Annotated in this window: 24 protein-coding genes; 8 read left to right on the top strand and 16 right to left on the bottom strand. The window is 62.0% G+C overall.

Features of this window, described 5'->3' with window-relative positions; all coding sequences use genetic code 11:
* Nucleotides 1-266: 266 nt before the first annotated feature.
* From QQL24_RS04090 to QQL24_RS04065, 6 genes are all read right to left on the bottom strand, one after another.
* Nucleotides 267-629, bottom strand: coding sequence for a RidA family protein (locus QQL24_RS04090; protein ID WP_284310596.1), 363 nt, complete (start codon nucleotides 627-629; stop codon nucleotides 267-269).
* Between the two features lie 100 nt (nucleotides 630-729).
* The gene (locus QQL24_RS04085) at nucleotides 730-1,551 is read right to left on the bottom strand and encodes a carbohydrate ABC transporter permease (protein WP_284310595.1); all 822 of its coding nucleotides are present in this window, start codon (nucleotides 1,549-1,551) and stop codon (nucleotides 730-732) included.
* Entirely contained in the window at nucleotides 1,548-2,417 is an 870-nt protein-coding gene (locus tag QQL24_RS04080; protein WP_284310594.1) for a carbohydrate ABC transporter permease, read from the bottom strand. The genes QQL24_RS04085 and QQL24_RS04080 overlap by 4 nt, the downstream gene beginning before the upstream one ends.
* 316 nt (nucleotides 2,418-2,733) lie before the next feature.
* Complete coding sequence (locus QQL24_RS04075) at nucleotides 2,734-3,972, bottom strand: ABC transporter substrate-binding protein (protein ID WP_431310633.1); 1,239 nt, start codon at nucleotides 3,970-3,972, stop codon at nucleotides 2,734-2,736.
* A 196-nt stretch (nucleotides 3,973-4,168) separates the two neighbouring features.
* Nucleotides 4,169-4,477, bottom strand: coding sequence for an addiction module antidote protein (locus QQL24_RS04070; protein ID WP_284310593.1), 309 nt, complete (start codon nucleotides 4,475-4,477; stop codon nucleotides 4,169-4,171).
* Nucleotides 4,478-4,479: 2 nt separating this feature from the next.
* On the bottom strand, nucleotides 4,480-4,770 hold the full coding sequence (locus QQL24_RS04065) for a type II toxin-antitoxin system RelE/ParE family toxin (RefSeq protein WP_284310592.1): 291 nt from the start codon (nucleotides 4,768-4,770) through the stop codon (nucleotides 4,480-4,482).
* Between the two features lie 209 nt (nucleotides 4,771-4,979).
* On the opposite strand from QQL24_RS04065, the gene QQL24_RS04060 reads away from it, so the two are divergent.
* The 4 genes from QQL24_RS04060 to QQL24_RS04045 all read left to right on the top strand — a co-directional run bounded on the left by QQL24_RS04060 (nucleotide 4,980) and on the right by QQL24_RS04045 (nucleotide 7,574).
* Complete coding sequence (locus QQL24_RS04060; protein WP_284310591.1) at nucleotides 4,980-5,768, top strand: SDR family oxidoreductase; 789 nt, start codon at nucleotides 4,980-4,982, stop codon at nucleotides 5,766-5,768.
* A 1-nt stretch (nucleotide 5,769) separates the two neighbouring features.
* Nucleotides 5,770-6,837, top strand: a complete 1,068-nt coding sequence (locus QQL24_RS04055; protein WP_284310590.1) for an ABC transporter ATP-binding protein — start codon at nucleotides 5,770-5,772, stop codon at nucleotides 6,835-6,837.
* Nucleotides 6,838-6,919: 82 nt separating this feature from the next.
* Entirely contained in the window at nucleotides 6,920-7,150 is a 231-nt protein-coding gene (locus tag QQL24_RS04050) for a type II toxin-antitoxin system Phd/YefM family antitoxin (protein ID WP_284310589.1), read from the top strand.
* 10 nt (nucleotides 7,151-7,160) lie between these two features.
* Nucleotides 7,161-7,574: a hypothetical protein gene (locus QQL24_RS04045; protein WP_284310588.1), complete on the top strand. Its 414-nt coding sequence runs from the start codon at nucleotides 7,161-7,163 to the stop codon at nucleotides 7,572-7,574.
* A gap of 44 nt (nucleotides 7,575-7,618) precedes the next feature.
* Here QQL24_RS04045 and QQL24_RS04040 read toward each other — a convergent pair whose 3' ends face one another.
* Nucleotides 7,619-8,545: a LysR family transcriptional regulator gene (locus tag QQL24_RS04040; protein WP_284310587.1), complete on the bottom strand. Its 927-nt coding sequence runs from the start codon at nucleotides 8,543-8,545 to the stop codon at nucleotides 7,619-7,621.
* Nucleotides 8,546-8,788: 243 nt separating this feature from the next.
* Here QQL24_RS04040 and QQL24_RS04035 point away from each other — a divergent pair, with 243 nt between their 5' ends.
* Complete coding sequence (locus QQL24_RS04035) at nucleotides 8,789-10,288, top strand: CoA-acylating methylmalonate-semialdehyde dehydrogenase (protein WP_284310586.1); 1,500 nt, start codon at nucleotides 8,789-8,791, stop codon at nucleotides 10,286-10,288.
* Nucleotides 10,289-10,448: 160 nt separating this feature from the next.
* Here QQL24_RS04035 and QQL24_RS04030 read toward each other — a convergent pair whose 3' ends face one another.
* Together QQL24_RS04030 and QQL24_RS04025 are read right to left on the bottom strand one after the other, a co-directional pair.
* Nucleotides 10,449-10,931, bottom strand: coding sequence for a hypothetical protein (locus tag QQL24_RS04030; RefSeq protein ID WP_284310585.1), 483 nt, complete (start codon nucleotides 10,929-10,931; stop codon nucleotides 10,449-10,451).
* Between the two features lie 262 nt (nucleotides 10,932-11,193).
* Nucleotides 11,194-11,583, bottom strand: coding sequence for a VOC family protein (locus tag QQL24_RS04025; protein WP_284310584.1), 390 nt, complete (start codon nucleotides 11,581-11,583; stop codon nucleotides 11,194-11,196).
* On the opposite strand from QQL24_RS04025, the gene QQL24_RS04020 reads away from it, so the two are divergent.
* The gene (locus tag QQL24_RS04020) at nucleotides 11,564-11,695 is read left to right on the top strand and encodes a hypothetical protein (RefSeq protein WP_284310633.1); all 132 of its coding nucleotides are present in this window, start codon (nucleotides 11,564-11,566) and stop codon (nucleotides 11,693-11,695) included. The genes QQL24_RS04025 and QQL24_RS04020 overlap by 20 nt on opposite strands.
* Here QQL24_RS04020 and QQL24_RS04015 read toward each other — a convergent pair.
* From QQL24_RS04015 to QQL24_RS03985, 7 genes are all read right to left on the bottom strand, one after another.
* On the bottom strand, nucleotides 11,673-13,100 hold the full coding sequence (locus QQL24_RS04015) for an MFS transporter (RefSeq protein ID WP_284310583.1): 1,428 nt from the start codon (nucleotides 13,098-13,100) through the stop codon (nucleotides 11,673-11,675). The two genes, QQL24_RS04020 and QQL24_RS04015, sit on opposite strands and share 23 nt — an antisense overlap.
* Nucleotides 13,101-13,556: 456 nt before the next feature.
* The gene (locus QQL24_RS04010; RefSeq protein WP_284310582.1) at nucleotides 13,557-14,357 is read right to left on the bottom strand and encodes a hypothetical protein; all 801 of its coding nucleotides are present in this window, start codon (nucleotides 14,355-14,357) and stop codon (nucleotides 13,557-13,559) included.
* 141 nt (nucleotides 14,358-14,498) lie between these two features.
* Nucleotides 14,499-15,341, bottom strand: a complete 843-nt coding sequence (locus QQL24_RS04005) for an Imm49 family immunity protein (protein ID WP_284310581.1) — start codon at nucleotides 15,339-15,341, stop codon at nucleotides 14,499-14,501.
* Between the two features lie 18 nt (nucleotides 15,342-15,359).
* Nucleotides 15,360-16,283, bottom strand: coding sequence for a hypothetical protein (locus QQL24_RS04000; protein ID WP_284310580.1), 924 nt, complete (start codon nucleotides 16,281-16,283; stop codon nucleotides 15,360-15,362).
* The gene (locus QQL24_RS03995; protein ID WP_284310579.1) at nucleotides 16,252-17,445 is read right to left on the bottom strand and encodes a filamentous hemagglutinin N-terminal domain-containing protein; all 1,194 of its coding nucleotides are present in this window, start codon (nucleotides 17,443-17,445) and stop codon (nucleotides 16,252-16,254) included. The genes QQL24_RS04000 and QQL24_RS03995 overlap by 32 nt, the downstream gene beginning before the upstream one ends.
* Before the next feature lies 1 nt (nucleotide 17,446).
* Nucleotides 17,447-18,055: an invasion associated locus B family protein gene (locus QQL24_RS03990; RefSeq protein ID WP_284310631.1), complete on the bottom strand. Its 609-nt coding sequence runs from the start codon at nucleotides 18,053-18,055 to the stop codon at nucleotides 17,447-17,449.
* Between the two features lie 707 nt (nucleotides 18,056-18,762).
* Nucleotides 18,763-19,512, bottom strand: a complete 750-nt coding sequence (locus QQL24_RS03985) for a sulfite exporter TauE/SafE family protein (RefSeq protein WP_284310578.1) — start codon at nucleotides 19,510-19,512, stop codon at nucleotides 18,763-18,765.
* A gap of 110 nt (nucleotides 19,513-19,622) precedes the next feature.
* On the opposite strand from QQL24_RS03985, the gene QQL24_RS03980 reads away from it, so the two are divergent.
* Nucleotides 19,623-20,537: a LysR family transcriptional regulator gene (locus QQL24_RS03980; RefSeq protein ID WP_284310577.1), complete on the top strand. Its 915-nt coding sequence runs from the start codon at nucleotides 19,623-19,625 to the stop codon at nucleotides 20,535-20,537.
* A 706-nt stretch (nucleotides 20,538-21,243) separates the two neighbouring features.
* Complete coding sequence (locus QQL24_RS03975; RefSeq protein ID WP_284310576.1) at nucleotides 21,244-21,768, top strand: hypothetical protein; 525 nt, start codon at nucleotides 21,244-21,246, stop codon at nucleotides 21,766-21,768.
* Nucleotides 21,769-21,799 lie beyond the last annotated feature (31 nt).

Here is a 21,799-nt window from a genome sequence, read left to right as displayed (position 1 = left end):
TTTGCCAATGCAACTTGACAGCTCAGATAGTCGCTCACCTCTATCCTCTCCCCGTAAACGGGGCGAGGGGACTTCAAAGGCGCGCTTCCACTTGTGACGTCTCATCTCGCCCAACCGGATGGGCGAGATGAGACGCCAAAGAATAAAACTCGCCAGTTGCGCCCCCTCGTCCCGTTTACGGGGAGAGGATAGAGGTGAGGGGTGGCGCGACATGTGTGAGCAAGGCAGTCGTTTCCAAGAGCGGACGGGACGTCCGCGCTCCCAGCTTAAGGCTTATACGCCACGGCCTCGATCTCGACCTTGATATCGATCATCAGCCGGGCCTCCAGCGTGGTGCGGGCGGGTGGGTTTGTCGGGAAATAGCTGCCATAGACCTTGTTGAAGGCCCCGAAATCGCGCGCGTCGACCAGGATCACCGTGGTCTTCACCACATCCTCGAGCCCGGCGCCGGCCAGCGCCAGGGCCTTGGCGAGATTGTCCATCACCGCGCGCGTCTGCTCCTCGATGCCGCCCTGCACCACGGAGCCGTCCGGCAAGGTCGGCACCTGACCGGAGATGTAGATGCTGTCGCCCGCCCGCACGGCGGGAGAGAGGGGGACGTGGGCAGAGCCGAAATGCTGCTTGGTCATACCGGGATCGCCGGCTTTCCAGCCGGCCCTTTACTTCAATAAGATCGGCAATGCCGCTTGAACTGGATGGAAGAGCCGGCTCGAGAGTCGGCGATCCCAGCTATTTCACCGCCCCCAATGCCAGCCCGCGCATCAGATAGCGCTGCAGCCACATGAACATGATGGCGATGGGGATGGTGGCGACGAAGGCGGCCGCCATCACATAGTTCCATTCGATGGTATAGCGCCCCGCCACCTGGTTCACGATCTGGATCGGCAAGGTGTAGCTGTCCTGCTGGCGCAGCATCGAGAGGGCGAGCGGAAACTCGTTCCAGGCGAAGATGAAGGTGAAGATCGCCGTCACCACGATAGCCGGCACGGCGAGCGGCAGGAACACCTTCACCAGCGTCTTGAAGGGGCTGGCGCCCTCGATCCAGGCAGCCTCCTCGAGGTCGCGCGGGATGGTGGTGAAATAGCTCTGCAACATCCACACCGCGAAGGCGAGGTTGAAGCCGATATAGACGAAGACGAGGCCGCTGAGCTTGTCGATCAAGCCGAGATAGACGATCAGCCGGAACAGGCCGATCACCAGAACGATCGGCGAGAGCATCTGCGAGATCAGCAGGAATTGGCGGAAGGCCCCGCGCGCGGCGAAGCGGTAGCGGCTGAGCGCATAGGCGGCGGGAATGGCGATGAGGATGACGAGCGCCGTCGTCGCCAGCGCCACGATCAGCGTATTCAGCAGCGCCGGGCCGAAACCGGTCTCGCTCCACATGTCGATGAAATTGCGCCAGGTCGGTTCGCTCGGCCACCAGGTCGGCGACAGCATCTCGCTGGTGGGCTTGAGTGCCGTGATGAACATCACCGCGAAGGGAAAGAGGGCCATCACCACCATGGGCGACAGCAGGATCCAGTAGAGGATGGAGCGCTTGAGCTTGCTCATGTCGTCTTCTCCTCCCGCATCGCCAGCCTGACATAGATGATGGTGAAGACCAGCAGCAGCGCGAACATGATGATCGACACCGCCGAGGCCTCGCCCAGCTTCCCGAAGCGAAAGCCGACCTTGTAGAGATAGGTCACCAGGATGTCGGTCGAGTTGGCGGGGCCACCCTGCGTCGTCACCCAGATGATCGGGAAGGAGTTGAACACGTTGATGGTGTTCATCACGAAGGCGATGTTGATGAAGGGCCGCAGCAAAGGCAGCGTGATGTAGCGGAATTGCTGCCAGTGGCTCGCGCCCTCCACCGAGGCGGCGTCATAGAGATCGTCGGGCACCGAGGAGAGGCCGCCGAGGAAGATCGTCACCGTGAAGGGGATGGAGACGAGGATGCCGATCAGGATCTGCATCGGGAAGGCGGTGGAGGCCTGCGCCAGCCATTCGATATTGGTGTTGATCAGGCTGAGCCCTTTCAGGCCCGAATTGAGCAGACCGCTCTCCCCGTTCAGCGCCCAGCGCCAGACGATGGCCATCATGGCGAGCGATACCGCCCAGGGCAGCATGACGATGACGCGCGCCAGGCTCCGGCCGTGGAAATCATCGTTCAGGATGAGCGCTATGGGGACCGAGACGACCAGCGTGCCGATCACCACGCCCGCCGTCCACACCAAGGTGCGCCAGAGCGCGGCGATGAAGTCGGGATCGTTGAACAACGCCTGGAAATTGGCGATGCCCGAGAAATCGCGAAGCATGCCGAAGCGGTTGACGTCATGAACCGAGATCGTCCCGATCTGGTAGAGCGGCCACAGGATGATGAAGGCCGCCATCAGGAAGCTTGGCAGGATGAGTAAGTAGGGTGTCGCCCGCCCCATCAGAAAGGCTCTCCGGGTGGTGGGGTGATAACAGCCGATCTTGAACGGAAGACCGCGGCGTGGAGCCTTCCCCACGAAGCTGGGGAAGGTGGCCTTGCGAAGCAAGGTCGGATGGGGTGTGGCCCGACGGGCTCAACTTCACAAAAAGACGCTCAGCTTCGTTCTACGACTGAGCAGAGCCCTATTTGTTAAACGGGAGCTAGCGGCCCACACCCCCTCCGAGCCGACCACGTCGGCCCACCTCCCCCAGCTTCGTGGGGGAGGCTCACGTCGCGCTCTTGCGGGCCGCTGAAGCCGCAAGCCGCTCCTCACATCCTCACTTCTTGTTCAGGATGTCGTTTGCCTGCGCAGCCGTGGCCTTCAGCGTGGCGTCGATGTCGTCGGCCTTGCCCAGATAGATCTTCTGGATCGCATTCGAGGTGATCTGCGCGATTTCCTCCCAGCCCGGGATCACCGGGGCGAAGTGGGCGTTCGGCAGCAGCGAAGCGAAGACCTTCAGGTCCGGATCGTTGGCGAACAGCGGATCCTGCGCTTCCTTGGCATTCACCGGCAGGAACCCTTCGACCTTGTCGAACTTGGTGCGCTGGTCGGTGGTGAACAGGAAGTCGAGGAACTTGAAGGCCTCGTCCTTCACCTTGGAGTTCTGGAACAGCACGATGGAGTCGGTCACACCATAGGTGCTGGTCTTGCCGGAAGGGCCGGTGGGAATCGGCGCCACGCCATAATTGAGGTTCGGCGCTTCCTTCTTGATCTGGCCCGACAGGAAGGGCGCGGTGATCACGGTGGCGACCTTGCCCTGCTTGAACAGGTTCTGCACGTCCTCACGGGCGTAGGAGGTCACGCCCGGCTCGGTGAGGCCACCGTCGATGAAGCTCTTGTACATCTTGGCGGCATCGCTGGCCGCCTGGGCGTCAAGACCGGACTTGCCATCCTTGACGATATCGCCACCCATCGCCCACAGGCCGTAATAGAAATAGACGTCCGTCTCGATTTCCTTGCCCTGCAGGCCGAAGGGCGCGACGTCCGGCGTGGCGGCCTTGATCTTGGCGGCGGCGGCCTTGAAGTCATCCCAGGTCTTCGGCGGCTCGGTGATGCCGGCCTTGGCGAAGACGTCCTTGTTGTAATACATCGCGCGGGCGGAGGCGGCGATCGGCAGGCCATAGGTCTTGCCGTTCAGCACCGAGGGGGAGAGGAAGGTGTCGATGAAGCGCCCTTTGATCTCGGGCGTCATATAGCTGTCGAGCGGGGCGACGATGCCATTCGAGACATAGTCGAGCAGCCAGCGCGTGCCGATGATCGACAGATCGGCATTGGTGCCGGCCGAGATGTCGGTGGTCAGCTTCTGCTGCAGGTTGTCCCAGGGAACGACCTCGATCTGGATGGTGGTGCCGGGATTGGCCGCCTCAAAGGCCTTGGCCGCTTCCTCGAAATAGGGGCCCGTGCCCTTGGAATATTGGGCGATGGTCACACGCACGGTGCCGGCCTGCGCCGCGGAGGCATAAGCCAAGAGTGAGGCGCCTGCCATCAGCATCGCCATCCGTCCGATCATCTTCATGAAACGTCCCCATCTTTCTGACTGCTGCGGTTCCTACGGCGCCCAGCGCCTGTCGCCCGCATGACGGGCGCTACTCTTCCCCGTAATCGGCTGGCTGGCAAGAGGCTTTGGCGGACGGAGTGTAATCGGTTCCACAGAGGGATGGCTGTATCGATTTACCGCAACATCCCTTCTCCGCAATTGGAAGCGGGATGGGTCAGCTATGCTCCAACTCGTGGGGCTCGACCCGATGAATGCTCAGCCCGAAGCCGAGCGCCGCGAGGACACTCGTCAGAGTCGACAACCGGGGATCGCCTTCCCGGGTGAGGCTGGAATAGATGGTCTCGCGGCTCACGCCAGCCTTGCGTGCAATCTGCGCCACGCCACTGGAACGGGCGACAGCACCGAGCATTGCCGCGATGGTCGCCGGATCGCCGCTTTCGAACGCAGCTTCAAGGTGCGCGATCACGTCCCCCTCATCCTTGATATAGTCGGCCGGGTCCCAATTGCTGAGCTTGATGGCCATGATCACACCTCCTTTGCCAGCCTGACGGCCTTGTCAATGTCCTTACTCTGCGTGCGCTTGTCTCCACCACATAGGAGCACGACGATCAGGTCACCCCTTCGCGTCAAGTACACCCTGTAGCCAGGGCCATGATCGATCCTGATTTCACTGACGCCTTCGCGCAGATATTTGACCTTGCCAAATTTGCCCAGCGACACGTCTATGATCGCTGTCTGGATACGAGCGACTGCTTGTTTGTCCCTTAGATCGCCTAACCACTCGTTGAATTCGTCAGTGCGCAGGACGTCGACCATGTGTCAGTTATACCTGACATAGTGGTATGTGCCAAGTTTTCCTTCTGGGGAGTGCGGTTGTCTTGTGCGCTTCTCCTTTCTCATCGAGCACATCGTTTCCACAAGGGGACATCGCGACATGCACGCATGTCGCGATGTCCGCGCTCCCGGATTTCCTTCTCCGGCGAACCGTGCATAGATGCGCCGTCCTGCCTGCAGCGAGTCTCCCCATGCCCGATAATCCGCCCCATCCCCTCGGCCTTGCCGGGCGCCATGTGCTGATCACCGGGGCGGGTGGCGGCATCGGCCGGGCGATGGTCGCGGCCTTTGCCGGAGCCGGCGCCATGGTCTCCGGGGCGGATCGGGATGCCGCCACGATGGCGGAACTGCCGCTTGCCCATCGCCTCGCCTTCGACCTCACCGACGCCAAGGCCTGCGCCGATGCCTGCGCCGATCTTGCCGGGGCCGGTGCGGCGCCCGAGGTGCTCGTCAACAATGCCGGCTTCACGCGCGCCGAAACCATCGGCCAGGTGGATGAGACGGTGTGGGAGCGCGAGATCGCCATCAACCTCACCGGCGCCTTCCACATCACCCGGCCCGTGGTCGAGGCGATGGCGAAGCGCGGCGGCGGCGCCGTGGTCTTCGTCGCCTCGGTGAACGCCCTCGGCCATTACGGCAATCCCGCCTATTCCGCCGCCAAGGCGGGGCTGGTCGCCTATGCCAAGGCGATCGCCGTCGAGATGGGCGAGAAAGGCATCCGCGCCAATGTCGTCTGCCCCGGCTCGGTGCGCACGCCGGCCTGGGACCACCGCCTTGCCAAGGACCCGGCGATCTTCGAAGATGTGGTTTCCCATTACCCGCTCGGGCGGATGGTGAGTCCGGAGGATGTGGCCAACGCCACCCTCTTCCTGGCCTCCCCGCTCGCCGCCGGCGTGACGGGAGCGGTCCTGCCGGTGGATGGCGGCCTCACGGCCGGCAATCTGCGCTTCGTGCGGGACATCATCGAGAGGAGAAAGTGATATGGCGGGCCTGCAGGTCAAATCCTTGGAGAAGCGCTACGGTACCGCCAGCGTGCTGCATGGCATCGACCTCGATGTGAAGGACGGCGAATTCGTCGTGCTGGTCGGCCCCTCCGGCTGCGGCAAGTCCACCCTGCTGCGCATGATCGCCGGCCTCGACGAGATCTCCGGCGGTGAATTGTGGATCGGCCCCAGGCTCGCCAACAAGCTCTCGCCCCAGCAGCGCAACATCTCCATGGTGTTCCAGTCCTATGCGCTGTTCCCGCACATGACCACGCGCGCCAATATCGGCTTCGGGCCGCGCATGCGCGGGGAAAGCGCCCAGTCGATCGAGCCGCGCGTGCAGAAGGCGGCGGGCGTGCTCAACCTGAACAGCTACCTCGACCGCTATCCGCGCCAGCTCTCCGGTGGCCAGCGCCAGCGCGTCGCCATGGGCCGCACCATCGTGCGCCAACCCGAGCTCTTCTTGTTCGACGAGCCGCTCTCCAACCTCGACGCCAAGCTGCGCGTACAGATGCGCACGGAGATCAAGGCCCTGCACCAGGACCTCAAGACCACCATCGTCTACGTCACCCACGACCAGATCGAGGCCATGACCATGGCCGACCGCATCGTGGTGATGAATGCGGGCCAGATCGAGCAGGTGGGTTCGCCCCTCGAACTCTATGACCGCCCGGGCAATCGCTTCGTGGCGAGCTTTCTCGGCTCACCCTCGATGGACTTCATTCCCGGCACGGTCGAGAAGGGCGACGGGGCGCCGAAGCTGCGCACCAGGGGCGGGCTGCTGCTGCCGATGAGCGAGAGTAGCGCTTCCTCGGGCCAGGCGGTGGAAATCGGCATCAGGCCGGAGCATTTCCTGCTCTCGGACATCAAGAACGGCTTCCCCTTCCTGGTCAGCGTGGTCGAGCCGACGGGGGCGGAGACGCATCTGTTCGGCAGCATCGACGGCACCCAGATCCGCACCGTCTTCCGCGAACGCCTGTCGCCGCAGCCAGGCGAGACGCTGTACCTGACGGTGGTGCCGGGCAATGTGCATGTGTTCGACCCGAAGAGCGGGGTGCGGCTGTAGGGCGGCAGCGCCAGCGAATCCTGAATAAAGCAATTGCTCAAACTGTCTAATTTGTCTATTTTGGATAAAACTGGACAGCGCTATGAAATCCTTTGCCTCCACTGAGTTCAAACAGCATCTCGGCGACGTCCTCGCGGCCGCCGAGCGGGAACCAATTGCCATCACCAGACATCGCAAGACCCGCTATGTGCTGATGGACATCGAAACCTATGAACGTCGCTTCAGGAACAATCCGCGGCGGAGCTATGCCATCGAAGAAATGCCGCCCGAGCATTTGGCCTTGCTGGAAGAAGCGCTCGCCGATCTGAAGTGAGGTTGCTGCCGTGCCCGCTCCAAAGTCCGGCGATGTCTGGCGCTACGATTATCTCTGGCGGTGGCAACACGATGCAGGCGAGACCGAAGGCCGGAAGAGCCGCCCTGTCTCCCTCGTGGCGGTCGTGATCGACAAGGATGGCAAGACCAACCTCTTCATTCTCCCGATTACCTCGTCGCCACCTTCGTCAGATAGGCTGGCCCTGGAGGTACCGGAAATCGAGCGGCGCAGGGCCGGTCTTAACGATATGCCGCTCTGGATCATCCTCGACGAGTACAATCACGACCTCTTCGAAGGATCCTTCTACCTCGATCCCTCTGCCTGTATCGGCCGGTTCAGCGAGGCTTTCCAACGAACGACCCTGAACGCCTTTCTCACGGCTGCCAAAAGCCAAAAGACTCGAAGGGTGCCTCGTACCGATTAGACCGAACGCTGCCGAGCAGGCCTTGGCTTTTAGAAATGTCTCCGTCAGGCGAGTTGTGCGGCTCGTCTTCCCGAGTATTCCACATCCGCCACCGCAAAGCTCCCCCGCTCCGCCCGCACCCTCGCCGTGATGTGCTCGGCCACCGCCTTCACGCGCCGCGTATGATGCGTGTCCGGGTGGGAGACCAGCCAATAGCTGCGGGTGAAGTGGATGTGCGGCAGCAGGCGACGGAGTTCCGGGAAGCGGCGGGCGGCGTAGTCGTGCAGGATGCCGATGCCGTGGCCAGCGCGCACCGCCTCCATCTGGGCGACCACGCTGCCGCATTCGAAGCGCCGGCTCATCAGGCGGCCGAGCGTCTCGGCGTAATCGAGCGCGCGGCTGTAGACGAGGTCATCGACATGGGTGACGAACAGCCGGCCCTCCAGATCCGCCTCGCGGGCGATCGGGCCGGTGCGTTCCAGATAGCTTTCGGAGGCGTAGACGCTGAGCGTATAATCTGTGAGCTTCTTCACCAGGAGCTTGCCCTGCGCCGGGCGCTCGAGCGTCACCACGATGTCGGCCTCGCGGCGCGAGAGCGAAAAGGTGCGCGGCAGCGGCACGAGTTGCACGACAAGCTCGGGATGCAGTGCCGCAAGCGCGCCGAGCTCCTGCGACAGAAAGTAATTGCCGAGGCCATCAGGCGCGCCCACGCGCACGATGCCGCTGATCGAAGCCGCCGTGCCGGAGAGGTCGGCGCTGACGCGCAGGAACTCGGACTCCGCCCTCTCCGCTGCCACCAGCAGCGCCTCGCCGGCAGCCGTGAGGGCGCAACCCTGGTTCTGCCGGTCGATCAGCCGCGTGCCCATCGCCTCCTCCAGCGCCGTGAGCTGGCGGCCGACGGTGGCATGGTTGAGCTTCAGGCGGCGCGCGGCGCCGAGGATCTGGCCGCTGCGGGCGACGGCGAGGAAGATGCGGACGTGATCCCAGTTCATGGAGGGTGACTATAATTTTCGCACATCGGGAGTGCAAGACATCTCATTGATGTGCACGGTCGCAAGTCGCATAAGGGCAGCAGTCATCCCGGACGCATTGCGGCACGAAGTGCTGCGACGCAGATCCGGGATCGCAAGCAGAATGAGACTCGCAAATTTGGATGGCGGTCCCGTGTCTGCGAAGCTGCACTTCGTGCCGCATCACGCACGCACGGGATGACGTCTCGCCCCAAGGAGGAAACCATGGCCCAGGAAATTTCCCATTTCATCGGCGGGCGCATCGTCGCCGGCAAGAGCGGCCGCAGCGCGCCGGTCTACAATCCCGCCACTGGCGAGAGCAGCGCGACTGTCGCCCTCGCCTCAACGGCGGAAGTGCGCAGCGCCGTGGAAGCCGCCAAGGCCGCGGCGCCAGGCTGGGCCGCTACCACGCCGCTGCGCCGCGCCCGCATCCTCAACCGCTTCCTCGCCATTCTCGAGCAGCGGATCGACACACTCGCCGCGGTGATCACCGCCGAGCACGGCAAGGTGCTCTCCGACGCGAAGGGCGAGATCCAGCGCGGCATGGAAGTGGTGGAGTTCGCCACCGCCGCCCCGCAGCTCCTCAAGGGCGAGGTGACGGAGAATGTCGGCACACGCGTGGACAGCCATTCGCTGCGGCAGCCGCTCGGCGTGGTCGCCGGCATCACGCCGTTCAACTTCCCGGCCATGGTGCCGATGTGGATGTTCCCGGTGGCGCTCGCCTGCGGCAACTGCTTCATCCTCAAGCCCTCCGAACGCGATCCCTCCGCCTCGCTGCTGCTGGCCGAATGGCTCAAGGAAGCCGGCCTGCCAGACGGTGTCTTCAGCGTGGTGCAGGGCGACAAGGAAGCGGTCGACGCCATCCTGACCGATCCCGACATCAACGCCGTCAGCTTCGTCGGCTCGACCCCGATCGCCCGCTACATCTATGAAACCGCCACCCGGCACGGCAAGCGCTGCCAGGCGCTGGGCGGGGCGAAGAACCACATGATCGTCATGCCCGACGCCGACATGGACCAGGCGGTCGACGCCCTGATGGGCGCCGCCTATGGCTCGGCCGGCGAGCGCTGCATGGCGATCTCGGTGGCCGTGCCGATCGGCGACAAGACCGCGGACGCCCTGGTCGCCAAGCTCGAGCCCAAGATCCGCGCGCTCAAGATCGGCCCCGGCACCGATCCGGAGGCGGAGATGGGCCCGCTGGTCACCAAGCAGCATTACGACAAGGTGCGCGGCTATATCGACGCCGGCGAGGCGGAAGGCGCCAAGCTGGTTGTCGACGGCCGCAGCTTCAGGATGCAGGGCTATGAGGACGGCTATTTCGTCGGCGGCACGCTGTTCGACAACGTCACCACCGACATGAAGATCTACAAGGAAGAGATCTTCGGCCCCGTGCTCGCCGTCGCCCGCGCCCCGGACTACGCCACCGCCGCCCGCATGATCAACGAGCACGAATTCGGCAACGGCACCGCCATCTTCACCCGCGACGGCGATGCGGCGCGCGAATTCGCGCATCAGATCCAGGTCGGCATGGTGGGCATCAACGTGCCGATCCCGGTTCCGATGGCGTTCCACTCCTTCGGCGGCTGGAAGGCCTCGCTGTTCGGCGACCACCACATGCATGGCCCGGAAGGCGTGCGCTTCTACACCAAGCTCAAGACCATCACGAGCCGCTGGCCGACGGGCATCCGCTCCGGCGCCGACTTCGTGATGCCGACGATGAAGTAGACCGGGAGCGCCGGCTTTCCAGCCGGCCTCTTTCCCTGGGATCGCAGGCGTCTCGCCTGCTCTTGGAAACGAAGCGTTTGCAGGAGAGGAAGAGCAGGCGAGACGCCTGCGGTCCCAGGGGATCCCGCACCCCCCTTCCGACAGGGCGTGGTTCCAGAAATTACCCCATCGGGTTCGGCAGATATCCCACGAACCCGATGATCTTCCACACCCCATCCACCCGCGCGCACAGATACAGCGTCTGCCAGTTGATGACATCGACGCTGCCATCCGCCTTGCGGATCGTCCCATCGAATTTCTTGTGCGCCACCACGCGCTCGCCGCTGATCTCGATCTCGGTGAGCGAAGTCGCGCGATAGAGCGCCTCGCGCCGCGGCTCGGCATAAGCGGTCTCGGCGGAGAGCCTGGCCTGCGCGAGCCAGCGGTCGCGGTAATCCTCGAGGCGCGGGAAGACCATGCGCCATTCGTCGGGATTGGCGGATTTCATGCCGCTGAGGCCGAAGAAACGGTCGGCCAGGAAATCGCCGGCGATCGCCTCCCAGTCCGCGGTAAGGAACGCCTCGATATCGCGGCGCACGAGCATCTCCCACAGGCCATGGCGCTCGGGATCGTGGGGAAAGGGATTGGTGTCGGGAGAGGGCATGGGGGGCCGTTCGATTTGATCGTATTCTTGAGATGTCGCGCAGCCCCTCACCTCTATCCTCTCCCCGCAAGCGGGGCGAGGGGACTTCGAGGGCGCGCTCTATCCTCAAACGCTTCATCTCGCACAACTGTTGGGCGAGATGGGACGTCTATGGAAAAGTCATCACGATTGCGCCCCCTCGCCCCGCTTGCGGGGAGAGGATAGAGGTGAGGGGCTGCGCGACATCTCAGAAAGAGGCGCCGCAAACCAGGACCCCTCGTCTCTACTTATACCGCCCGCCCCTTTGCAGCACCTCGATCTTGTAACCATCCGGGTCGGCGATGAAGAAGAATCGCGCCTCCCCTCCCCCCGGCAAGACGAGCAGCTTGAGATCGCCGGGCTCCAAGCCCAGCGTCTTCATCTGGCCATGCGCGGCGGCGAGATCCGCGACAGAAACCGCAAGGTGGCCATAGCCATTGCCGAGGTCATAGGGCTCGGCGCGGCCCTTGTTGACCGTCAGTTCCAGCTCGAAGCCCTGCTCGTCGGCGAGATAGATCAGCACGAAGCTCTCGAACTCGTAGCGTCCGGCGATCTGCAGGCCGAAGGCGTTGCGGTAGAACTCGACCGAGCGTGTCTCGTCGAGAACGCGGATCATGCTGTGGATCATGGCCATGGCGCCGGACCTGCCGTTCGAGGAGAAGGAGCTTGCCAGGGTAGAGGCGCCGGCTTCGAACCAGGTAGTAATCTTGCATTACACGCCGACTATTTCGCGCCCGCCCGCTTGATCTTGAGCTCGTTGCCGGCGCGCGCGTCGAGGCCGAGTATGTCGAGGATGGCGGCGAAGGCGAGCAGGCCGATAAAGGCGAAGGCGATCTGGAAGTCGATGAGCGGCAGCTTGCCCGGCGCGCCCGGGAACCAGAGTTCGGCGAGCCTGAGCGCCGCCGCGCCGACGCCAATGCCGATGCCGAACGACATCTGGAACGCCACGTTGAACAGCGTGTTGGCCCCGCTCATGCGCGCCTCCGGCACCTCGGCGAAGGCGATGGTGTTGAGGGCGGTGAATTGCATCGAGCGCGTCAGGCCACTGGCGAAGAGCAGCGCGCAGATCACCGGCACCGGCGTCGCCGGGGTCAGCAGGGCGCAGGCGGAAACCAGGATGGCGTTGAGCAGCCCGTTGCCGATCAGCACCTGGCGGAAGGAGAAGCGCCGCAGCACGGCCGTGGTGAAGGGCTTCATGGTGATGTTGCCGGCGAAGACCCAGAGCACCAGCAGGCCCGCCTGGTAGGCATCGAGCCCGAAGGCGAGCTGGAACATCAGCGGCGCCAGGAAAGGCACGGCGCCGATGGCGATGCGAAACAGCGAGCCGCCCCAGATGGTGATGGCGAAGGAGCGGATGCCGAGCGCCGAGACATCGACCAGCGGGTGCGCGGCGCGCAGCACATGCCGGGCCGCAAGGCCGGCGATGACGGCGCTCGCCGCCAGCCACAGCGCCGCCAGCGGCATCGAGGAATTCTGGCGCGAGATGAGGTCGAGCCCATAGATCAGGCCGAAGCAGGCAGCGCCGACCAGCACGAAGCCGAGCCAGTCGAAAGGCTTGGCGCCATCGGCCTGGCCCGGCGGAATCAGCTTCATGGTGAGCAGGAAGCCGACGAGGCCGAGCGGCACATTGAGGAAGAAGATCCAGTGCCAGCTCGCATAGGTGGCGAGGAAGCCGCCGACCGGTGGCCCCAGCACCGGCGCGGCGAGGCCGGGCCAGGTGATCACCGCGATGGCGCGGATCAGATCGGCCTTCGCGGTGCTGCGCAGCACGATCAGCCGCCCCACCGGCACCATCAGCGCCCCGCCGACGCCCTGCAGGATGCGCGCGGCGGTGAAGAACCACAGATTGGTGCTGAGGCCACACAGGATCGAGGCGGCGGTGAAGATCACGATGGCCCAGCCGAATACGCTGCGCGGCCCGTAGCGATCGGCCACCCAGCCGCTGGCCGGGATCAGCACCGCCAGGGTGAGCAGATAGGCGGAGATGCCGATATTGAGGTCGATCGGCGCCACGCCGAAGGAATCCGCCATCTGCGGCAGGGCGCTGACGACGACCGTGCCGTCCAGCATCTCCATGAAAAAGGCGCCGGCCACGAGAAAAGCGAGGACATTGCTTCGCGTGGCGCTGCTCTGTGCCGGAGCGATGGTCATGAGGGTGGTTCCGAACTCGACAAGGCCGCGCGAGACTCATGGGCCTCCGGCAATGGTCGGACCATAGAAAAAGAGCGGGGGCGTGGGAAGAGAAAGGTGGCAGGACAACTGCGGTCCAGCGACCCAGTGCGGACTGCCAGGTCCTGGTTGGCCGCGATGGTGGAGCCGATAGTGTCGAGCCGCCGGTCGACTGCCGGTCGACTGCCGGTAGAGATCGCCCGCCCCAGCGACCGTGCCGAGGATGTTGAGATCGCCGGAGACCTGGAGGGCGAGCTTCTGTCCACCTCCAGCGTCTTGCCGGCGTCGATGGTCAGGCCCGAGGCGGTGAGTGACAGAGAGCCGAGCAACCGCGTTCTCACGCCCTCTCGGGCTGAGTCATGCAGCGGGCGCCTCACCTCGTTCTAGCGGATTGCCCCGCACCCAATACACTTCACAGTTTCTTCGTAACGACATAGGCTACGCCAAGCTCCTCCTGCAACCGTTGAGCCAAGGCCTTGCCTTCCTTCCGGAACTCGCTAGCCGCCTGCTCAGGATGTTCACATCGCCCATCAGCGACTGCAGCGTGATGGTGCCCGAGGCCGCCATCGAGCCGCCGGCGACATCGAGATCGCCCAGCGTGAGGATGCCGATATCGGCGGCCTTGATCGAGCCGCCGTCCTGCAGATGGGCATCCCAGCCGTCATAGACGGCGCGCTGGTTGTCGAGGAAGCCGCCGGCGCTGATCAGCACCTTGTCGGAGGCGATCAGGTTGCCGGTGTTGGTGACGGCATCGCCGGAGATGGCAATGTCCTGGCCCAGCACCATGCCGCCCATCTGCTTGGTGAGGGCGTCGACCTGGGATGGCGGCAGCAGGAGCTCAGGCGTCAGCACGCCGTTGTCGTTGGTGTACCAGAGGATCGGCTGGGTGATCGAAGCCTTCTGGGCCTCGGTGAGGGTGTCGCCGAGATGGATGTCCGGATTGGCCTTGAGGAAGTCGACCGTGCCCTGCCAGAGCGCCTGCTGCTGGCCCGCCGGATCCTTGTATTTGGGATCGAGCAGCGCGCGCCCGGTCTCACTGATGATCGCCTTCTCGATCAGGTTCTGCTCGGTCAGGGGATCGGCGAAGAAGGTGAGGTTGCCCCTGCTATCGCCGACCTGGCCCAGGATCCAGGAGGGATCGCGCTGGCCGGCCGGGGTGAGGGGCGCGCCGTGCAGATAGGTGATGCCGTTCTCGGTGACGGGCGTGGGCGCGGCCGCGCCCGTGCCGCTGGCATTCACCGCCCCGGCGCTGACGAAGTAGAAAAATAAGCTCCAGTGTTAGACAAAAACCATGTTCTATAAAACCGGGTCAGAATACAATTACATTAGATGATTACCTCAACTAAGAAAGAATATTTAATTTATTTAATTTTAGTATAGCTAGAAATCTCTCCACAATTTCTTGAAATCTTCTGAATTATCCGCATTTAATTTATCCATAAACCCATAAGCGGTCTTGTATTCGTTCAAGGGCTTCACCGGAAGCCATGCACATGGAACATAAGAGGATTCTAAATTGACGCAAAACCCATGGCGCCACGCGATCTTCGCGTACATTGTCGCGGGTGTTGACACTAAGTCTCGCGTAAAGCCACCCTCCATCGCATTACGTTGCTTCAGCAATTTTGATGAAGTAAATTCCATCAGAATTTCTTCCATCATTGATGAGTTACCATTTGCGAGAGCTAAAAAATAACGAAAATCTGGAATAAATTTTTTGAGGGCACTCGGGTGATTTGCAAGAAAAGCCTCACTTCTTTCCTTTAAAAGCCAAAATTCTCCACGTATAGCTAATTTTGTCTGGTAAAATAGATAATCCAAAGTTTTAATATTATCGGAATCTTTCTCTGAGACATTTTCATCATTGTTGCAGAACCATGTAACCACCCCCTCGTCATCTGACAATAAAGGCGCAAGCAGCTCTGCCCACTTAAGTAGAGGCCCTGAAATAGAAGGCTTGAGAAGATAATTAATTTTCAAAAGACATGCACTATTGAAATACCAGGCCTTGAAATCATGTAAAGATCGGCGATCAAACCACGAAGACAAAGCCGATGCCGCAGCATGGTCAGCCAACGAGCCGGCACACGCTGCTGGATTGCCCCTCTTTGCTTCAATTAGTGCTAACGCTTCCTTATCGTTCTCATCAAAAACAGCATGCTTCTTGACATGTTGTATCCGAGCGTTTGCTTCAGGTTGAAAATCCACCATTATCTCTTCCATAAAATATCTCCGCTGCATTCATGGCACGTGAACTGGGACAAAAACCAAGTTTCCTGTGACACGATTTACCCCTGTGACAGCTGTTATGAGGGTGCCAGTGTTGAGAGCTCTTTGAACGGCCATTGCAGCCGGAGAGTCTGGTTCTAAGTTAGCGAGTACCCCTCGCACCCAAGCGTCCGACAACTGCACACCACTCTGGCTTGATCCAAGTTGTAGAGCGCCGTTTGCCAACTGCTTCGAGTCAACGATTATGATGGTTCCATCCGCCATCTCAAGAACGTGGTCAAATCCATTTATGAGACCTGGTCCGTAGGCTCCTCCCGCAAGTAAGGTGGCTCCCCGATCACTGGCCGCGATCAGATTAAACAATTGTTCTGTCAAAGCACCGCTGGCATCACCGTTTCTCATGATCTGTTGGAGAATGGCCTGTTCAGTTACATCCAACGCGATAGTCGTTCCGTTGATGGATATTTTCGTCGCACTTATGAAGCCGTTTGTAGTAGCGGTAGCGGTACCACCACTTTCGGCCCAAGCTTGAGCGACTCTTCCCAGAGCGGCCTCGGCCTCCTCTGCAGCAGGCAGAGATCCGACCAAACTCGAACAATCCATATTGACCGCGCAACCGGCAGCCTCTGCTACCTGCGCACAACTCAACGGGTTCAAAGTACAGTAGGCGTAGACCTCTGGACCAGCAGCGACACCTGTTATGACCGCTAACGCCGTCAGGCCAACCGCAGCCGTAAGAGCCTGATCCTTCTTCAACTCGGAAATGTAAGCTTGGGAAAGCTGGCTTGCGGTTATCGCACCGCCGTCGACGTCATCCAAGACCTTGGAAAGCAAGACATCGCCTTGGTTTACAAGTGGCGTGCCCAAAATTGAGGACTGAAGACCGGCACCTTCGCCAATGGCCTCATCGAGTTGCTTGCGGCCGGATAAGGGCATCGGGCGCCTGGCGCTGCGAGCCTGATATCGCACCTTCAAGATTGATATCGCCGTCATTGGCGAGCAGCGTCACACTCCCAGACTGCGAAGCGAGCGTAGCCTGGGCGGTTGGTCCATTGCGGATGTCGATCGATCGTGCCTTGATCTTGAGCACGGTCTCGGCCTTGATCTGGGCGGCTTTGGTCTTGGTGTCTGCTGGGATCCTGGCGTCCGGTGGCGCGCCAATGATTGTGACTTTGCCGTCATTTGTGATGGTGAAGTTGCCCAGCGAGGCATTGCCGGTGCCGGCATAGGAGACGCCGGCGCCCCTGGCATTGACGGCGATCTGGATGCTGCTTGCGGAAAGCGAGCCCTGAGGAGTGACATCGACCAGAATCTCATTGGAATTGCCGTTGCCGGATCTCGTTTTGGTCGCCCAGCCCGTGGCCAATCCCAAGGGGGAAACCTTGGAATCAAGCGTCAGATCGGCATCACCCGCATTGATGCCGATATCTCCCGACGCATTGAATTTTTTGTCTCCGGTGGTTTGGTCTGTGGTGAATGTTCCATTGGTGACAGGCCCATCGATCCTGATCTTGCTGGCCAGCAACTGCAGCGTCGGCATGACGCCGGCCAAACCCTTGCCCGTGACCTCGATGTCCGAGCCCGAGCTGACGATCGCGTTGACCATGCCCGGCGACGTCAGGGAGGGCGCATAGCTCACCGTGCCGCCGGACAGCACCACGCCACCGGTGTTGATGAAGGAGCCGCCATCCACCGTGATGCCATTGGGGTTGGCGATGATGATATGGGCGCTGGACCCCAATACCTCGATTGGACCGCCAATCGTCGACCGGCGCGAAGAGGTGACCTCATTCACGATGGTGCTGGCGAAAGGAGAGCCCTTGAGATTGGGATTAGCCGTGCTGTTGTCGAGATTGAGGCCGGCGGCACCCACCGAGAAGTCGGTATAGGTGTTGTGGCTGATGCCGCTGGCGTTGGGCGTGGCGATCTCGACCGTCGGACGGCCGACAGCGGTCGGCGTGCCCATCTGGGTGGCTGTTCCGCCGTCGGGAATGACTTGCTGGGCGAGCGCCGGCATGCCGGCCAGCAGGGCAGACGTGCTGGCGGTGATCAGGCCGAGACTCAGCCGGAACAGAGACTTGAGACGTAGAACTGGCATGTCACATCCCGCCCTTGGTGATCGCGGCGAGCGCGTCGGGCAAGCCCTTCAGGGAAACGGAAACGTCGGCGGGCTTGGTCTTGGTGGTCCACAAGCGGAAGGAAGCGGCCTTGCCCTTCCTGAACGAAGCAAGCACGGCGCCCGTGATCGGAAAGCCCGCGTGGCAGCCGGCCTGGTTGCAGGTCTCGAACAGGATCTTGTAGGCCTTGCCCTTGTCGATCGAGAGCTGCATGCCGGGTGCGAGGTAACCGCCAAGCGGCACCGAAACGATGCCGATGAAAGCCTCGCCTTGCTTGGCCTTCGCGTTCGGCAGGATGGTGGTGGCAAACACGGTCTCGCCGCTTTCCTTCACCACCAGGCGCTGGATGGCGCGGCAATCGGCCTTTGAAGCGGGGGAAGCTGCGGGTGCCTCAGATGTCGGCCCGTCCTGCGCTGATGCCGAGGAGGGCGGCGTTGCAACGACAGCCGATCCACAAGAAACCTCCCAGTCCCCAAACTGCGTAATCCTGGGCCCGGGTAGGGATGTTTTCGAAGGCGTCGCGGTTGTTTTGTCGTCTTGCGCAATCGGCCGTGTTGCCTTGGGCCCGGACGGACTGACGTCATCAGCCAAAAGCTTGGCACTAGAAGTTAAAAGGACAAAGAAAATACCTATGGATATTAATAATACACGGACACCGAGATATATGCGCGCCAATGCCGTAGGTGAGTTCAAATTTCTATTATTCTTGTAGGGCAAGGAGGCACATCGAGTTACAGGTTTTCAACATTACAACGCGTTAACAAATGACTTACCTAAAGTCAATCGTGGATTTCTCTGGGAAATGTCCACCCGATGGTTAACCAATTAGCGAAATAATGAAGTGAATAAAAATAAACTATCAATATAAATGTAAAATAGACATATATTTATCTGATTCTTATAAATAAATCATAAGAAATAATCGCATACTTAGGTATTATTGTAGGTTATATCGTTGTCATAAAATACAAATATGTCCCAATATACATAACGACCACTGCGAAGTTGGCCCCCAAGCCAGTGCACCCGCGAGTGAATAATCGCGAGACTGCCGGAGAAAGGCGCTCGAATTCGGTCGGGCTCCTTTGAAGATCGCTGCAAAAGACAAAGGACGGCGGTCACCAACGCCGCGACGACATCAGGTGATGGGCGCTCACGGACGACTGTGCCTGGAACGTTTTACCTTCAAATCGAATCGTCAAGAACCAAAAATCCCTTTTATATCAATAAATTAATCTATAAACCTGCTTCTGCCTGAATGCATATTACTCGAGTGGATCGCCTGCCATGACCGTCCCCTATCCATAAGCCCGCGCGAAAAATACCACCGTCATCCCAGCCGCGATCAGCAAGGTCGCCGCCCTTACCGCGACCGGCGGCAAGCGCTTGCCGAGATAGGCGCCGAGGTAACCTCCGAGGAGGGCGCCGGCGCCCACCAGCAATGTCGCGACCCAGTACACGGTGCCGGCGGCGATGAAGCAGAGTGCGGCAGCGGTGTTGGCCGCCGTCACCATCAGCGTGCGCGGCGGATTGAGCGCCTTGATGTCGGCATCGGCGAGCAAGCTCCAGGCCGCGATCATCATCAGCCCCACGGCGCCGCCAAAATAGCCGCCATAGAGGCCGAGCGCGAACTGCACCGCCAGCACCGCGCCGGCTGCGGCAAGCCAGCGGGCGCGCAGGGCCGTGCCAAGGCGAGGACCCAACGCCAGCATCAATGTCGCGATGAACAGCAGCCAGGGCAGCACCCGGTCGAACAGGGCGATCGGCGTCCACAGCAGCAGCAGGGCGCCGGCCAGGCCGCCCGCCAGCGTCACGCCCAGCATGCGTCCTGCCGACACGCCGCAGACGGGCGCAAGGCCGTTGCGATAGACCAGGGCGCTGGCCGCGCCGCCGGGATAGAGCGCCACCGTGCTCGAAGCATTCGCCGCGACCGAAGGTACGCCGGCGGCGATCAGAGCCGGCAAGGCTACGAAGGAGCCGCCGCCCGCCAGGGCATTCATGAAGCCGGCAAGCAGTCCGGCAAGGGTGAGCAGCAGGATATGGGACATGACGCAGCGAGGGCGAGTGACGGAGAACACCCTAGAACTGTCGCACCTCCGCCGGCTTGACAATCGGGAAGATCCGAGCTGTTCCTTCGGAAAAACCGAAGGAAAGGCCGATGCGCTTCGATCTCACCGATCTGCGCCTGTTCGAAGCCGTGGCACAGGCCGGCTCCATCTCGGGCGGGGCGGAGCGCATGCACATGGCGCTCGCCTCCGCCAGCGCCCGGATCAGTGGCATGGAGGCGGTACTCGGCACCGCCCTGCTCGTCCGCGCCCGCCGCGGCGTGGCACCCACGGCCGCCGGCCGCACTTTGCTGCATCATGCCAGGGCGATCCTCGCGCAGGCCGAGCAGATGCGGGGCGCGTTGCGCGCCTTCGCCACCGGGCTCAAGGGCGAGATCCGCATGCTCTCCAACACGGCCGGGCTGGTCGAGCTCGTGCCCAACGCCTTGCGCAGCTTCCTCGCGGCCAATCCCGGCGTCGACATCGATCTCGAGGAGCGGACGAGCCTGGAAATCGTCGAGTCCGTGGCGGCGGGACAGGCCGAATTCGGGGTGATCGCCGCCACCGCCGATCTCGCCAGCCTGGAGCTACGCCCGCTCGGCATCGACCGCCTTACCGCCATCACCGCCGCCACCAGCGCCCTCGCGCTGAGGCAGGATATCAGCTTTGCCGAGCTCCTGGACGAGCCCTTCGTCGGTCTCACCGCGGGCGCCTTGCACGACCACCTCGCCCGCAACGCCGCCCGACTCGGCCGGCACATCGCCTATCGCGTGCGCCTGCGCAATTTCGACGCGGTGGCCCGGCTGGTCGAGGCGGGCATCGGCGTCGGCGTGCTGCCGCTCGCGGCAGTGGCGCGCCACGGCTCGCCGGGCCTTGCAGCCCTGCGCCTTACCGACGACTGGGCCGACCGGCGCCTGGTGGTCTGCGCGCGCACCTTCGAGGCGCTGCCGGTTCATGCACGGCTGTTCGTCGATGCGCTGGTGAATGCTGGGAGCGCCGCGCCGGCATTGATGAGGCCGGGCGGATAACCGATGCGGAGCTTGAAGATTATCGGTGAGGCCGGGACGCGAAGTACGCACCTGGTCTCCGTCCAGACCTGCTCGCTGCTTTGGTCGCCATGTGACTGGTCACGCCAAAGGACTCCAAATTGCCTTCGTGATCGAACACCGGCACGACCATCGCGCCGGCTTCTCGTCCCACCTTCGCCCAGTAGGCATTGATCGCGTCGGCTTGCCGCTGGGCGTCCACGACCGAGGATAATAGATGCGATGTGTTTGCTGGCATCTCGCCTCCGCTGTTCGAATCGATCCAGCGAAGAAACCACGCGGAGGGGGCGATAAGGTGACCTCGCGTGCCAAGGAATCGGCCCACTTATTCCCAATTCCTTAAGCTCATCGCCCACCGGGAGCGTTTCATTTTCAGATCGAATCACCGAGAATCGCAAAATACGTTTGATGCCAACGAGTTAATTTGCGAGTCCGCTCCTGCCTGAACGCATCTTGGTCTAGACCACCACTGCACGACCCCCGTCCGAACCTCGTTGCGAGCTGTCGCCAGGAGCACGGGGTGGCGAACTGGGAGAGGTGGTGGAGATGTATAGGTCTAGAAGGGCAACAGGCGAGAAGCTTCAAGCGAGCGGCTAGGCCTTCTATCGTGCCCCGGAATCGGGCTGGTCTTGGTATTTTGATGAATCCTTCTGCTGTACTAAGCTTTGCTAATTGCAGGAGCTTTCAAATGGCCCGGGCCTCGCCGACTAGCTTGGACATTGTCGCAGCGACGGGCTTGGCGATTGGGGGCATCTTCGGCCTCGCTGGTACGTTTGTCGGGACCGCCGAATTACGCGAGTCTTTCTGGACGATTGACGGCGTGGCCATCGTGGTGGCGGCCACCCTGTTGGCGACGAAATATCTGCGTCAAGGACAAGACTGCATAGCGGCTGGGTACCTGACCTTCGCTGCTGGTGAAAGCCTGCTGTTGGCGGGCAATGCCGCGGGACTTCAGGCGAGCGTGCCGTCCTATGTCGGGGGAATAGCCCTTTGGTCGGCAGGCCTCATCATGATCAGCGCGCCGAAGACCTTTCCCCTGTGGGTGCGTTTGACGGCGCTGGTGGCCGCCGTGCTGTTCGGGGTGACAGTGGGTCGGATTATCTGGGGCGCCCCTTTGCTGCCGACCTCCGCTCCCTTGCCCGCCCTGGGATATCCCTTCCTCGTGCTGACCTTCGCGGGTTGGATTTGGACCCTTCTGAAGCGCGGGCCTTGAGTGGCCCGCTTCGGCGCCTCTCTCCGTCTGA

Source organism: Labrys miyagiensis, from assembly GCF_030160835.1.
Classification (GTDB): domain Bacteria; phylum Pseudomonadota; class Alphaproteobacteria; order Rhizobiales; family Labraceae; genus Labrys; species Labrys miyagiensis.
This window is presented reverse-complemented; position numbering and strand designations above follow the sequence as displayed.

What these genes read in the sequence shown, in the direction of transcription:
- QQL24_RS04090 (WP_284310596.1), bottom strand. Translation starts at nt 629, where the DNA reads ATGACCAAGCAGCATTTCGGCTCTGCCCACGTCCCCCTCTCTCCCGCC.
- QQL24_RS04085 (WP_284310595.1), bottom strand. Translation starts at nt 1,551, where the DNA reads ATGAGCAAGCTCAAGCGCTCCATCCTCTACTGGATCCTGCTGTCGCCC.
- QQL24_RS04080 (WP_284310594.1), bottom strand. Translation starts at nt 2,417, where the DNA reads ATGGGGCGGGCGACACCCTACTTACTCATCCTGCCAAGCTTCCTGATG.
- QQL24_RS04075 (WP_431310633.1), bottom strand. Translation starts at nt 3,972, where the DNA reads ATGAAGATGATCGGACGGATGGCGATGCTGATGGCAGGCGCCTCACTC.
- QQL24_RS04070 (WP_284310593.1), bottom strand. Translation starts at nt 4,477, where the DNA reads ATGGCCATCAAGCTCAGCAATTGGGACCCGGCCGACTATATCAAGGAT.
- QQL24_RS04065 (WP_284310592.1), bottom strand. Translation starts at nt 4,770, where the DNA reads ATGGTCGACGTCCTGCGCACTGACGAATTCAACGAGTGGTTAGGCGAT.
- QQL24_RS04060 (WP_284310591.1), top strand. Translation starts at nt 4,980, where the DNA reads ATGCCCGATAATCCGCCCCATCCCCTCGGCCTTGCCGGGCGCCATGTG.
- QQL24_RS04055 (WP_284310590.1), top strand. Translation starts at nt 5,770, where the DNA reads ATGGCGGGCCTGCAGGTCAAATCCTTGGAGAAGCGCTACGGTACCGCC.
- QQL24_RS04050 (WP_284310589.1), top strand. Translation starts at nt 6,920, where the DNA reads ATGAAATCCTTTGCCTCCACTGAGTTCAAACAGCATCTCGGCGACGTC.
- QQL24_RS04040 (WP_284310587.1), bottom strand. Translation starts at nt 8,545, where the DNA reads ATGAACTGGGATCACGTCCGCATCTTCCTCGCCGTCGCCCGCAGCGGC.
- QQL24_RS04035 (WP_284310586.1), top strand. Translation starts at nt 8,789, where the DNA reads ATGGCCCAGGAAATTTCCCATTTCATCGGCGGGCGCATCGTCGCCGGC.
- QQL24_RS04030 (WP_284310585.1), bottom strand. Translation starts at nt 10,931, where the DNA reads ATGCCCTCTCCCGACACCAATCCCTTTCCCCACGATCCCGAGCGCCAT.
- QQL24_RS04020 (WP_284310633.1), top strand. Translation starts at nt 11,564, where the DNA reads ATGCTGTGGATCATGGCCATGGCGCCGGACCTGCCGTTCGAGGAGAAG.
- QQL24_RS04025 (WP_284310584.1), bottom strand. Translation starts at nt 11,583, where the DNA reads ATGGCCATGATCCACAGCATGATCCGCGTTCTCGACGAGACACGCTCG.
- QQL24_RS04015 (WP_284310583.1), bottom strand. Translation starts at nt 13,100, where the DNA reads ATGACCATCGCTCCGGCACAGAGCAGCGCCACGCGAAGCAATGTCCTC.
- QQL24_RS04005 (WP_284310581.1), bottom strand. Translation starts at nt 15,341, where the DNA reads ATGGAAGAGATAATGGTGGATTTTCAACCTGAAGCAAACGCTCGGATA.
- QQL24_RS04000 (WP_284310580.1), bottom strand. Translation starts at nt 16,283, where the DNA reads ATGCCCTTATCCGGCCGCAAGCAACTCGATGAGGCCATTGGCGAAGGT.
- QQL24_RS03995 (WP_284310579.1), bottom strand. Translation starts at nt 17,445, where the DNA reads ATGCCAGTTCTACGTCTCAAGTCTCTGTTCCGGCTGAGTCTCGGCCTG.
- QQL24_RS03985 (WP_284310578.1), bottom strand. Translation starts at nt 19,512, where the DNA reads ATGTCCCATATCCTGCTGCTCACCCTTGCCGGACTGCTTGCCGGCTTC.
- QQL24_RS03980 (WP_284310577.1), top strand. Translation starts at nt 19,623, where the DNA reads ATGCGCTTCGATCTCACCGATCTGCGCCTGTTCGAAGCCGTGGCACAG.
- QQL24_RS03975 (WP_284310576.1), top strand. Translation starts at nt 21,244, where the DNA reads ATGGCCCGGGCCTCGCCGACTAGCTTGGACATTGTCGCAGCGACGGGC.